The organism is Lactococcus hircilactis, from assembly GCF_009601015.1.
GTDB classification, from domain to species: domain Bacteria; phylum Bacillota; class Bacilli; order Lactobacillales; family Streptococcaceae; genus Lactococcus; species Lactococcus hircilactis.
In genome coordinates this window covers 1-13,016 of record NZ_WITJ01000021.1, presented here as the reverse complement: position 1 = coordinate 13,016, position 13,016 = coordinate 1, and the positions used below count along the sequence as shown (strand labels likewise).

Below are 13,016 nucleotides of genomic sequence, written 5' to 3'. Positions count from 1 at the left end.
TATGAATTTTGAAACAGTCATCGGACTTGAAGTTCACGTTGAGTTGAATACAAACTCAAAAATTTTCAGTCCAGGAAAAATTGCTTATGGTGCTGAACAAAACACCTCCACTTATCTCATTGATTGGGGACTACCTGGAGTGTTGCCAACACTAAACGAAGGTGTTGTTGAAGCAGGAATCAAAGCAGCGCTTGCGCTTAATATGAAAGTCAGTCAAGACATGCACTTTGATCGCAAACACTATTTCTATCCTGATAATCCGAAAGCTTACCAGATTTCACAACAAGATACGCCAATCGGATACGATGGGTGGATTGAAATTGAACTTGAAGATGGTACAAAGAAAAAAATCGGGATTGAACGTGGGCACATCGAAGAAGATGCAGGAAAGAACACACACGGCACAGACGGCTACTCTTATGTTGATTTAAACCGTCAAGGGGTACCACTCATCGAAATCGTCTCACACGCTGAAATGCGCTCTGCTGAGGAAGCGTATGCTTATTTGACTGCATTGCGTGAAACAATCCTTTACACAGGGATTTCTGATGTGAAGATGGAAGAAGGATCCATGCGTTGTGACGCAAATATCTCCCTTCGTCCTTACGGACAAGACGCTTTTGGTGTAAAAACGGAAGTGAAAAACATGAATTCGTTTAGCAATGTCAAAAAAGCATTGGCTTTTGAAGCAGCGCGTCAAGAAAAAATCTTGCGTGCAGGTGGTGTGATTCGTCAAGAAACACGACGCTTTGATGATAAAACTGGCGAAACGATTTTGATGCGTGTCAAAGAGGGATCTGCGGATTATCGCTATTTCCCAGAGCCTGATCTTCCCTCACACATGAGAGTAGAAAAGGAGTGGATTGAGCGCGTTAGTAAAGAAATGCCTGAATTTGCAAAAGCACGTCGTGCGCGGTATATCAACACACTTGGATTGTCTGAAGCGGATGCCAAACAGTTGACCACCACAAAAGAAACGTCTGATTTCCTAGATCAAGCGGTGGCACTTGGAGCAGATGCAAAGCTCATTTCTAATTGGCTTCAAGGTGAAATTGCCCAGTATTTAAATGCTGAAAAATTGGAACTCACAGCCATCAAACTTACTCCCGAAAACTTGACAGAGTTGTTGCACCTGATTGCGAATGGAACAATTTCATCAAAAATTGCGAAGAAAGTATTCATTGAACTTGCTAAAAATGGTGGCTCAGCTGAAGCGTTTGTCAAAAAAGCAGGCTTAGTGCAAATTTCTGATCCAGCAGTTTTGTTCCCAATGATTCATGAAGTGTTTGCAAAAAATGAGCAGTCTGTATTGGATTACCGTGGAGGCAAGAAAAACGCCGCTAAAGCCCTTGTCGGACAACTAATGAAAGCAACGAAAGGTCAAGCAAATCCAAGTGTTGCACAACAACTCTTATTTGAAGAATTAGATAAAGCATAATTGTGCATCAGAAAAAAAGTCCTCATTTTGGAATGAAGAAAAACAAGCTGAATGCTTGTTTTTTCTAAAATTTGGCTTGAAATAAGGAGAAGCGATGAAAGAGCTAGAAGATGCAACATATTGGGCAGAACAAATCAAAAATCATAAGATTTCACCAAAAGCCTTATTAGAGATAACCTTACAAAAAATTGAAGCCCTAAATCCACACTACAATGCAGTAGTAGCCTATGATATCAAAAGAGCAATCCTTGATCTTCCTCTCACGACAAAAGGAGCATTTTGTGGTGTTCCATTTCCGCTCAAAATGCTAGGGCAAAGTCATGTCGGATTACCAGACACTGCAAGTGCAGCACTTTTTAAGGATCACGTAGCAACAACGGATAGTTTTTACGTGACCGCACTAATGAAAGCAGGGTTGACTCCGTTTGGACAGACAGCCTCGCCAGAGTTTGGCTTTAAAAATATCACAGATTCAGCACTTTATGGGGATACAAAAAATGTATGGAACACAGCTTATTATTCAGGAGGATCTTCTGGAGGTGCTGCATCAAGTGTTGCAAGTGGAATGTTTCCAATGGCTGGTGCTTCAGATGGAGGAGGGTCAATTCGGATTCCAGCCAGTTTTTCTGGCTTGATTGGCCTCAAGATGACAAGAGGGCGAATGCCACAAGGACCAAATGGATATCGGTCATGGCAAGGAGCTTCTGTTGCGGGAGCTTTGTGTATTTCTGTTCGTGATACAGCAAAATTTGTCTCTGAAATGCAGACAATTCAAGAAGCAGCACCATATCAGGCAAAATTATTGGATCAAGAAAAGCTGTCAGCACTGACAGAACCTAAAAAACGCCTGAAAATCGCATTTTCTCTGGGGTCCCCAATTGATCAAATTCCTCTTTCTGAATCGGCTAAAAATGCGGTAAAAAAAGCGGTGCAATTTCTCAAAAAACAAGGACATGAGGTTGTTGAAATTGATTTTCCAATCAATGCGCGTCAATTAATTCTAAGATATTATGAAATGAACGCAGCAGAAACCGCCGCAATGTTAGAACCGTGGGAAAAAGCACATCAGCGAGCACTGAATTCAGATGATATCGAACTGCTCAGCTATGCTTTACTTGAAGCAGGAAAAAAAGCTCCCGTCACAAGCTACATTCAAGCGTTAGATGAGTGGGATCAGACCGCAGCTATTTTTGATGAAAAAATATGGCGTGACTATGATCTATTTCTTACGCCAACAACCGCAAAAACTGCGCCAAAAATCGGAGAACCCCTCATCAGTGATGCACTCAAAAAAGAGCTATACGCGCTCAAAAATTACGATTTTAAAAAGCAAATGCAACTCATCGCAGCAGCTTTTGAACGCTCACTTGAATTCAGTCCCTATAATTTCATTAGCAATTTGACAGGACAACCCGCACTCTCACTTCCTGTTTATGTGGATGATGCAACGCATCTCCCCATGGGAATCCAATTATGGGGCAAAAAGAATTCAGAACTCACGATGTTAGAGTTAGCATTGGAATTTGAAAATCATCACCAATTGATTTTACCAGATTATTATCAGAACTAAAAAAAGCTCATTGGGCTTTTTTTAATTCTTGAACAGCAGGAACAACACGATCACCTTCTTTTTTGAAACGCTTGATCATTGAGAGGGTTGTGGGGATAAGAATCGCGGTAGATCCGATCCATGCCGCAGGATTTGACGAAATAATCACAGTATAGTTAAGTAAAAGTACGCCAACAATGGCCACACCTGCCCGCATAAAGAGTTCCATGAAGCCACAAATGGTAGGGATTTTTGCATTTCCAAGCCCTTGAATGGTTGAACGCGTGACAAATAAAATGGAAAGTAGCCAATAAAAACTACCATTGACGATATAATAATGACGTGCCATATCAATGACTGCCGTCTGATGTGGAGAGATAAATGCTGTTGTGAAATAATGATTGAGCGTGATGAGGATGAGCGCAAAGAAAACAGACCAGCTGATCGCAATCAGGAGTGCACGAAACAGTCCTTGATTAATCCGCTTGAATTGCTTGGCACCAAAATTTTGTGCCCCAAATGTCGCCATAGCAAGCCCCATTGAAATCATCGGCAACATGGCAAACTGATCAATTTTACTGACAATGGCTTGAGTCGCAACGGCATTCGTTCCCATTTTATTCAGTGCAATCTGCAAAGTGATTGAACCAATCGCAATCACAGAAGACTGAAATCCCATGGGAATTCCCAAACGGACGTGTGCAAGTATTTCTTGACGTCCAACGCGTAAGAGTGAGCGATCAACATGAAAATCAGGGACTTTTCTTTTGATGTACCAAAAAAGATAAAGCACAGAAATGGCCTGTGCCAAAATTGTTGCGGAGCTTGAACCAACGAGTCCAAGATGGAAAACCAAAATTGCGACATATTCCATAATAATGTTCAAAATGCTGGCCACGATTAAAGCATAAAGTGGGGTTTTAGAATTTCCTAACGCCCGTAAAGCATTGGAGAGATAAGCATAGAGATTAGACGCAATCATCCCGCCTAGCATGATCGTTAAAAAAGTTTTTGATCCGCTAAGAATAGCAGGAGGGGTTTGCATCAGTTGCAAAAGTTGCCCTACAAAAATGACAGAAAAGACACTCAAAATAATGGAGATGGCTACTGTAAAGTAAAGCCCAGTTAAAAATGATTTTTTAATCCCCACTTTATTTTTTGCTCCAAAACGCTGTGCGGTTAAAATGGTCAGCCCACCAGTCATCCCTTGAGCAAATCCAACAATCAAAAAATTAATTGATCCCGTAGCTCCAACGGATGCGAGAGCGTCTTTTCCCAACGTCTGTCCCACAATCAAAGTATCTGCTGTATTGTAGAGTACTTGAAAAAAATTACCCAATAATAAGGGGAGTGTAAAGGCAATTAAGCCTTTTAGAATATTGCCTTTTGTTAAATCTTTCATGTTTGTAAACGTTTTCCCAATCAAATAGTCTATCTCTAAATTTTATTCTTTTTTATGACATTTGACAAGCGAAATTTTGCGACATGAAGATGAAAAAGTTACTTTTTTAACAAAAAAAGACTGACCAAAAGGTCAGTCTTTCAAAAGTCGTGATTATTTTTCAACGTTGATTGCTTGAGGTCCACGTGGGCCATCTTCAAGATCAAAAGTTACTTTTTGACCTTCGTCAAGTGTTTTGAAGCCATCAGTTTTGATTGCTGAAAAGTGTACAAATACGTCTTTGCCGTCTTCTGCTGTGATAAAGCCGAAGCCTTTTGTTGCGTTAAACCATTTAACAGTTCCTTGTGCCATTTTGAAATACTTCCTTAGTATAAAATTTGTAAATTGTGAATCTTAAAAAGGAGTGAACAAAATGTTACAGAACTAAACTTAAGACAAAAACTTACAAATTTATGATAACATAGATATTATGGAAAGTAAAGCGGAAACAAGAAAAAAAATGATCAATTTTTTGATCAAAATGTCGAAAAACGATAAAAAAGAACAATCACAAAAAATTATTTCAAAACTTGTCAGTACTGACAACTGGCATAAATCAAGGCGTGTCGCACTTTTTTTGCCTACTGAAATCGAATTTGATTTGACACCACTTTTTAAAATTGCTCGAAATGAACAAAAAGAGATTTTGATTCCAAAATGTCTGCCTCAACGAAAAATGCTCTTTTCAGTGTATGATCCTAATGCGCTTGAAAAATCAACTTTTGGAATTTTAGAACCGAAAAATCCAAAAGCAGTGACGCCAGATTACATTGTAGTGCCAGGATTGGCATGGAATAAAGCAGGGTACAGAATTGGCTTTGGTGGGGGATATTACGATCGTTATTTAGCCGATTTTACAGGAAAAACAGCATCTGTTTTCTATAATTTTCAATCCATCGACTTCAAAGAAGAAAGTCATGATATAATGGTACAAGAATGTTTTACCACTCAACAATAATAGAAAAGGGAAAATTTGAAAAGTTATGGATAATTTTGATTTAAAGAAGGACTTCAATCGCTACAAAGCAACGTATATCATTACCAGCATCACGATTTTAGTTTGGCTGGGGCAATTTTTAACTTTTGGTCAACAAGCGACCTCAGGAATGAATTTGTTACGCTCAGGAGCACTCTGGGGGCCTAGTATTTTGATGGATCCCACTCAATTATGGCGGTTGATTAGTCCCATCTTTTTGCACATTGGATGGACCCATTTGCTCCTTAACATGTTTACCTTATTCTTTATTGGACGACAAGTAGAGGATGTCTTTGGCTGGCGCAGTTTTACTCTGATTTATTTTATCTCTGGAATTTTTGGCAATGCCATGAGTTTTCTTTTCTCCCCACAGAGTCTTTCAGCAGGTGCATCTGGTGCAATTTTTGGATTATTTGGAGCGGTCGTTGGATTGGGCTACTTTACCGAAATGCCCATCCTAAAGCAAATTGGAAAAACTTTTGCCGTTTTGATCGTCATCAACTTGCTGATGAATGTGGTCAATATTGGCTCCATCGGCTCCATTGGCACAGGTCAAGTCAACATTTGGGCCCATTTAGGTGGCGCAATTGGTGGCTTGCTCTTGTCTGCTATTTTTCCGCCAAAGTCCCTCAAACGTGCTATTCCAAAACATTATAAGTTCATCACAAGTCTTATTTTTGTTGGACTGCTTGTAGGGTTCATTCTTTTGCCCTTTATGACCTACTAAAAGAAATATATTTCAACTTAAGAAACGAGTGAAAACTTGCAAACGTTTTCTAATCTTGCTAAAATAAAATCAAACAATAAGGATGTGATAAAGATGCAAATGATTAAAACAATTGATGTCCCACGTGAATTTATCTTTGAAAAAATAATTGAATCGGGACTTTACGATATTGAAAAACAGACCGGAAAGCGCCCAAAAGTGATGAATTTAAAGGGATTTTCCTATGTTAAAACGTTTAGAAAAAATCAAAAAGGAACGATAAAGTTTGATGAAGTCGCAGGCCCATCTGTCTATGCTTTTACGACGTCCACACAAAGAAATACTTTCCATACGCGGTGGGAATTTCACAAAATAGATGACCGGACCACGGATGTTGTCATCACAGAAGAACAACTCTCAAATGGATTCTTTCAAAAATTAAATGATCTTTTGGTCAATTTTGTTCTTGGACGATTTAAAAAGCGCCAAATTATAGCAATGATTGATACCATTCAAAAAGCATATCATGGATGATAAAAAATGAAAATTGAACATGTAGGACTAATGGTGCAAAATTTAGAAAACATGCGCCAATTTTACGAAAAATATTTTGAGGCCAAAGCATCTGAAAAATATCATAATATCAAAACAGGCTTCCAGTCTTATTTTATGACGTTTTCAGATGGTGCAAGACTAGAAATCTGCACAAAAATGCGTGTCAAACCGGCGCTCAAAAAGCGGTCAGTACTGACAGGATATGCGCACCTCGCGTTATCAGTAGGGAGCAAAGAAAAAGTAGAGGCGCTGGTCAAACGATGCAGTGCTGATGGATTTGTCATCGCATCTGGTCCTCGTGTGACTGGCGATGGGTACTATGAAGCAGTCATTATCGACCCTGAACAAAATGAAATTGAAATTACCATCTAAAAAACATCCTTTGGGGTATTTTTATTTTTTTAAAAAAATGCTAGAATAAAAATATGAATACGGATACAACACAAGATTACTTACACCTCGCAAAATACGCATTTCACAAAGAAATTACAGGGGGGGATCAAGCATTTTACAAACTCCTCGAATTTGCAAAGGTTTATTCACACCATGAAAACGATGCACTCAGCTCAATGTTAATTGAACTTCCTTTTAATGTTTTTTGGAAGCAAGAAATCATAAAAATGGCGGGCGTTGGGTACGTCGCCTCTTATCCAGAAGCAAGAGGAAATGGCGCAATCAGAAAATTGATGACTCAAATGTTAAAGGACGAATATCAAAAAGGAACAGCTTTGAGTTATTTAGCCCCATTTTCTTATCATTTTTATGAAAAATTCGGCTATGCTTATGCGTTTGATCGAAAATATTACCAGCTCAAGGCAACACTTTTCCCACAAGGCAACAAAGGGAGTGGAACAGTCAGACGAACAAGCTTAGACGATAGTTTTGAGGCACTTGAACAGATTCATCATAGAGCTTTTAATCAAGGCAGTATCGCGCGTGATCGAGAAAAGTGGGAGTATTATTTTGCTTATAAATCACACCCCTATTTTGCAATCTATGAAGAAAAAGGCAAAAAAACTGGCTACCTCATTTATGAATTTGAAGGACAAACGTTTGTCATCAAAGAATTGATTGCACTTACAACAGCTGCAAAAGAAGCACTTTATCATTTTATTTCAAGTCATGCTGGCGCATTTGAAACAATTTCTTGGCTGGCGCCCATCAATGAAAAACTTGAGCAAGAAGTCAAAGAACCCGCAGCCATGACCATTGAAATCAAGCCATACATGATGGCGCGAATCGTCAATTTGTCAGAATTTTTAAAAGTGAACGGTCAACCAGATTTTTCAGTAGAGATTAGAGATGATCTGATTCCTGAAAATAATCAAGTGATTGGAGCTGGAGATGCGCCCACTCAAAAAATGACCATCGGAGCTTTCACAGCAGAAATGTTAAGGAAAAATGGAAGTATTTTGCGTGAGTATTTTTAAATTTTGATGACAAGACGCGACATCAAATCGTAATATATTAAAATTGGTATAGATAGAAAATGCCCAAGTTTACGGGTTTTCTTCTGTGACTGGATGAACAAACACCGTCAAAAAACACGAAAAAACGCCTGTTCTATGCGAAAACAGACGTTTTTTAAAATGATGAAGCGCTTGCATTTTTGTAATAAAACCGTTATCATAGATTTAAGGGTGATGAATAAAAATGTCACAACTTAGAAAAAAAGAAAGGATAATCAAATTTATTATTAAATTTGAGAAAAGAAATGGGAAAATTAGGAATTTCAGTTTATCCAGAGCGCTCTACATATGAAAAAGATAAAGCGTATTTGGATCTCGCCCATCAGTATGGCTTCAAACGTGTGTTCACATCACTTTTGGAAATTAAAGGGGATAAAGCAGAAGTCCTCTCAGGATTTAAAAAAGTCGTGGATTATGCGAATCGTTTAGGAATGGAGGTGATGGTTGATATCAATCCAGGGCTGTTTGCACAACTTGGCATTAGTTACGATGATCTCTCATTTTTCCATGAGTTAGGTGCACATGGTGTTCGACTGGACATCGGCTTTACAGGTGCTGAGGAAGCTAAAATGACGCGCAATCCTTATGGCATCAAGATTGAAATCAATATGAGTCAAGGAACGACATATGTTGATAGTATCATGGACTACTCACCAAACACTGAAAATTTACTTGGCAGTCACAATTTTTATCCTCACCGGTATTCAGGCTTGGATGTTCCATTTTTCTTGGCCTGCACAGAAAAATTCAAAAAATATAACCTCAATACGATGGCTTTTGTGAATTCACACGCAGCTACGTTTGGTCCTTTGCCTACTCAAGATGGCCTTTGCAGTCTGGAAGATCATCGAAAATTACCGATAGCAACACAGGTGAAACATTATAAGCTGATTGGCGGGATTGATGACATCACTATCGCAAATGCGTATGCCAGTGAAGCAGAGCTAAAAGCAATGGAAAAAGCGTTTACTGCAGTGATGCCAGAAATTCGAGTGAATACACGCCCAAGCATCACAGAAAATGAGCGTAAGTGCCTCTTTGAAGCAACACACAGCTACCGTGGGGACCGCTCAGCTTACATGCTTCGCTCAACAATGACACGCGTGACGTATCAGGACTTAGATTTTCCAGCCCATGATAACACTCCTATCGAACGTGGCGATCTTTTGATTGATAACAATGGCTATGGACAATACAAAGGCGAAACACAGATTGCCTTAAAACCAATGCAAAATGATGGACGTGTGAATGTGGTCGGAAAAATTGCGGATGACGAACGGATTTTACTTGATTTTTTGAAACCGTGGAGCAGTTTTAAACTCATAGAAAATGAAACAAAAAAGCAGCAGCATTGAGCTTTGTTTTAAAACGTGAAACATGTTTTTAAGTCTGAGTTAAGTCTTGCTTTTCATTTTTGAAAGCAGTATCATTAATATGTAAGCGGTACAATGTATCGTTTACATCAACTTCGTTTATCCAATTTATTGGAAGTATTTTTTATTATTATATTTTAAAAGGAGGATTCCATGAACGGAATTACTGCGTGGATGGAGAAATATCTCGTCCCAGTTGCAGCAAAAATCGGGTCTCAAAAACACTTGGTTGCGCTGCGTGATGCATTCATCGGAATGTTACCAGCAACACTTGCTGGTGCAATGGCTGCCTTGATTTCAGCAATTGTGACAACATTCCCCTCAGCTCTTCAACAGATGATTCAAGGGCCAACAAAAGCAGCAGCAGCTTCAGCAGCTGGTACAGGTTGGACTTTGGCAAATACCCCTGTTTTTAGAGAGTTAAACAATATCTCAAGCCTTGTAAACCAAGGAACTTTGACGGTTATCGGTCTTATCTTTGCGTTTTCTTGGGGGTATAATTTGGCACGTGCCTACGGCGTCAATGACCTTGCAGGTGGGATTGTCTCAACAGCAGTGTTGATGATGGGCTTGCCAAACCAATTTTCTCGCTTTACGGCAGCACTTGGTAATATTGGTGGAATGGACAAAGCATCAGGAGCTTCTAAAGCAAACGATGCAGTCAATGCAGTACTATCACATCAATTTATCGCCACTTGGAAACCCGGCTTTGCAGCAGGACAATTAGATGCTGGTGCTTACTTTACCGTTATGATTATGGGTGCTATTGCAGTCATCATCTATGCCAAACTCATGCTCGCTGACATTACCATCAAGATGCCTGAATCAGTACCACCTGCAGTAGCAAAAGCTTTCTTAGCTATCATTCCTACAATTGTAGCCCTTTATGTTTCAGGAATCATCTACTATATCGTAAATACGCTCTCAGGCGAATCATTAGTCTTTTTGATTCAAAAATACATCGCACAACCTTTCCAAATCTTATCACAAAACATCGTTTCAGTGCTTGTTGTTACCATCTTCGTTTCAATCTTCTGGTTCTTTGGAATTCACGGACCAAACGTGTTGTCACCAGCACTCGACGGAATCTGGGGTCCTCTTGGTCTTGACAACATGAACTTGTGGAATAAAATCCATACCTCAGGAATCCAACACTTGGTTGCAAATGGTGCGACATCTCGTGCACATGCTATCAATGGTGAATATGTCAACATTTGGGTTCGTGGCTCATGGGATGCGTTTGCGTGGTTTGGTGGATCTGGAGGAACAATCACACTTGTTCTTGCCATTTTGATCTTCTCTAAACGCAGAGATTATCAAATCGTTGGTCGTCTCGGACTTGCACCAGGACTCTTCAATATCAATGAACCTGTCTTGTTTGGTATGCCCGTCGTGTTGAATGCCATCTTTGCGATTCCATTTGTTGTCGCACCTTTGATTGCAGTCATTATCGGATACTTGGCAACAGCCTTCCAATTAGTCAATCCAGTTGTATTGACTGTTCCTTGGGTAACACCACCAATCATGAATGCCTTTATGGCTACAGGTTTTGACTGGCGCGCTATCGTTGTCGCCATCATCAACTTAGTGATTACATTCTTCATCTGGGCACCATTTGTTATTGCTGCCAATAAGATGGAAGAAGCAGATTTAGACTAATTTTGGTATAATGAAAGCAGGGTTGGTTGCACTAACCCTGCTTTTTTCTGAATGAGCGTGATAAAAAATAAAAAAGGAGAAATAAAAATGAGTACTTGGGGCGTCGCATTTATTAGCTTAGGGTTATTGCTAATCGCATATAAAAATTGGTTTGGCGTGATCGTTCTCATCTTTGGCGTGCTCATGTTTTTCTTTTCAAGACGTCAAAAAAAGAAAGCTGAAGATGCTGAAAAAGCAGCTATTGAAGCACATAAAGAGATCAAAATCAAATCACGAAAATGAACGTGCCTGTCAATACTGTCGTTTTTAGATGAATAAATCACTTGAAATCATCAAAAAAGTGATATAATAAAAAATGAATAAAATCTCCTAATAAAAAATTTCTGTCAGTACTGACAGAAACTAAAAAGAAGGAGTGAAAGGAAATCACACATGTTGATCGTAAATTTAGCACAAAAACAAAAAGAAATCACTGAACTTCTCGAATCAAATGGCTATACGTTTGTTAAAAAACAAGCGTTAAAGCATTATTTTGAAGTGCCAGAAGGGACAGACCCACAAGAAGAAGCAAAAAAAGCGAAAACACTCATTAAAGGCAGCGAGTGGGGACAAGTCTTGTTCTTCAACGTTGTAGTGGCTTAAGAAAAAAGAAGTCCATCAAATCAAATCATTTTTCAAACGTTCAAGGAAATCTTGAACGTTTTTATTTTCTCTAAAAAACAAAATAAACGATTTCAGTTAATTTAATAAAAACAACTCAAATATCCTCCTAAAAACAAATCAGAAATAAGCTAAAACCGCTAAAAACAAGCGCTTAACTCAAGCTTGACTTAACTCAAAATAAATTTAAAATAAAAGAGAAGTAGTTTGTCTTATTATCGGAGGGGATTCCCCTCACGTCACTAAAGGGGGTAAAACATGAGACAAGACAAGACAAGACATTCCCAAGCAGGTAGGTGTTTCTTTTTGTGGCGTTGTCCGCGTTTAGAGATGGAGGACAATGCCCATGCGTAAGCGATTAAAATTCAACCCTTCGCCTCGATTCATCAAGCGTTTCGCCCTCGTTGTAGGGCTTTTCGTGCTTGTCTTGGCTGCACGCCCCTTGATCAGCCGTGTGATTTTGCACGCAGGTCAAGAATCAACCTTTTTGTCCGTCACAAAAGACGGCAAAACGCTCACAAAAGACAGCGTACTGACCGATGATGCGGAAACCATCACGCTCACGAGTGACGCGAATCGTCTCGTCAAGCTCCCTGCAAGTGCGGACTATGCCATTGGCATCATCCAAGACCAAAATGGAAAAGAAACAGGACTTCCCATCACGGCAAAGACAGACTTTGACCAATCGCAACTCCTCACAGCACTTGGCATCACAACGACTGGCTCAACAGCCCCACCAGCAAGTAGCACGAGTAGCAGCACAACGCAAAGCAGCTCAAGTCTGCTCACAAGCTCAACAGCTATCGCTGTCGCACAGACCGATACAAAGCAACCAACGGACACGTACTTAGAACTTGTCAAAGGATCGCCCTTGACGCTGGTCGTTCATCACACCAGTAAGACCGCTGTCGCAGTTGTCGCAAGTGATGTCACACAAAATCTGACGCAAACCCTTTTCCAAATGGCTGCCCCTTCTGATGAGAGTAGCTCAAGCGAAAGCACAGAAACGATTGATGGGAAAAAAGTCCTCACTGTCACGACAGCGACAGCTGATGAAGCAACGAAAGCCATCACGGACCCCAATAGCTATCGCGCAGACGACAGTCTTTTAAAGCCAGTCTATGTCCCTGATGCCTCGGCTAAAAAAGAAATACAAGCGCAATCAACACAAGCATCAACGCCAAAAGCTC

General features: G+C 39.8%; 14 protein-coding genes. 12 read left to right on the top strand and 2 right to left on the bottom strand.

The features are described 5' to 3' along the window. The first annotated feature begins 1 nt into the window (after window position 1). Together gatB and GHI93_RS11270 are read left to right on the top strand one after the other, a co-directional pair. Window positions 2–1,438, top strand: a complete 1,437-nt coding sequence (gatB, locus tag GHI93_RS11275; protein WP_153497129.1) for an Asp-tRNA(Asn)/Glu-tRNA(Gln) amidotransferase subunit GatB — start codon at window positions 2–4, stop codon at window positions 1,436–1,438. 94 nt (window positions 1,439–1,532) lie between these two features. Continuing rightward, complete coding sequence (locus tag GHI93_RS11270) at window positions 1,533–3,008, top strand: amidase family protein (protein WP_153497128.1); 1,476 nt, start codon at window positions 1,533–1,535, stop codon at window positions 3,006–3,008. Window positions 3,009–3,015: 7 nt separating this feature from the next. On the opposite strand, the gene GHI93_RS11265 is transcribed toward GHI93_RS11270, so the two are convergent. Beyond that, window positions 3,016–4,389 (bottom strand): MATE family efflux transporter, encoded by a 1,374-nt coding sequence (locus GHI93_RS11265; RefSeq protein WP_153497127.1) that lies wholly within the window; start codon window positions 4,387–4,389, stop codon window positions 3,016–3,018. A 153-nt stretch (window positions 4,390–4,542) separates the two neighbouring features. Continuing rightward, a complete protein-coding gene (locus tag GHI93_RS11260; RefSeq protein WP_153497126.1) occupies window positions 4,543–4,740 on the bottom strand; it encodes a cold-shock protein in 198 nt (65 codons plus the stop codon). Between the two features lie 118 nt (window positions 4,741–4,858). Here GHI93_RS11260 and GHI93_RS11255 point away from each other — a divergent pair, with 118 nt between their 5' ends. The 10 genes from GHI93_RS11255 to GHI93_RS11210 all read left to right on the top strand — a co-directional run. Continuing rightward, window positions 4,859–5,386, top strand: coding sequence for a 5-formyltetrahydrofolate cyclo-ligase (locus GHI93_RS11255; protein WP_153497125.1), 528 nt, complete (start codon window positions 4,859–4,861; stop codon window positions 5,384–5,386). A gap of 25 nt (window positions 5,387–5,411) precedes the next feature. Beyond that, window positions 5,412–6,131 (top strand): rhomboid family intramembrane serine protease, encoded by a 720-nt coding sequence (locus GHI93_RS11250; protein ID WP_153497124.1) that lies wholly within the window; start codon window positions 5,412–5,414, stop codon window positions 6,129–6,131. A gap of 93 nt (window positions 6,132–6,224) precedes the next feature. Continuing rightward, entirely contained in the window at window positions 6,225–6,644 is a 420-nt protein-coding gene (locus GHI93_RS11245) for a DUF3284 domain-containing protein (RefSeq protein ID WP_153497123.1), read from the top strand. 6 nt (window positions 6,645–6,650) lie between these two features. Further along, the gene (locus GHI93_RS11240; protein ID WP_153497122.1) at window positions 6,651–7,037 is read left to right on the top strand and encodes a VOC family protein; all 387 of its coding nucleotides are present in this window, start codon (window positions 6,651–6,653) and stop codon (window positions 7,035–7,037) included. A 53-nt stretch (window positions 7,038–7,090) separates the two neighbouring features. Further along, window positions 7,091–8,095, top strand: a complete 1,005-nt coding sequence (locus GHI93_RS11235; RefSeq protein ID WP_153497121.1) for a GNAT family N-acetyltransferase — start codon at window positions 7,091–7,093, stop codon at window positions 8,093–8,095. Window positions 8,096–8,379: 284 nt separating this feature from the next. Beyond that, on the top strand, window positions 8,380–9,489 hold the full coding sequence (locus GHI93_RS11230; protein WP_153497120.1) for a DUF871 domain-containing protein: 1,110 nt from the start codon (window positions 8,380–8,382) through the stop codon (window positions 9,487–9,489). A 171-nt stretch (window positions 9,490–9,660) separates the two neighbouring features. Next, window positions 9,661–11,166: a PTS sugar transporter subunit IIC gene (locus tag GHI93_RS11225; protein WP_153497119.1), complete on the top strand. Its 1,506-nt coding sequence runs from the start codon at window positions 9,661–9,663 to the stop codon at window positions 11,164–11,166. Window positions 11,167–11,253: 87 nt separating this feature from the next. Continuing rightward, window positions 11,254–11,448, top strand: a complete 195-nt coding sequence (locus tag GHI93_RS11220; RefSeq protein WP_153497118.1) for a preprotein translocase subunit YajC — start codon at window positions 11,254–11,256, stop codon at window positions 11,446–11,448. A gap of 150 nt (window positions 11,449–11,598) precedes the next feature. Then, window positions 11,599–11,808, top strand: coding sequence for a hypothetical protein (locus GHI93_RS11215; RefSeq protein ID WP_153497117.1), 210 nt, complete (start codon window positions 11,599–11,601; stop codon window positions 11,806–11,808). A gap of 364 nt (window positions 11,809–12,172) precedes the next feature. Next, the coding region (locus GHI93_RS11210; protein WP_153497116.1) for a hypothetical protein at window positions 12,173–13,016 on the top strand (844 nt) is incomplete at its 3' end.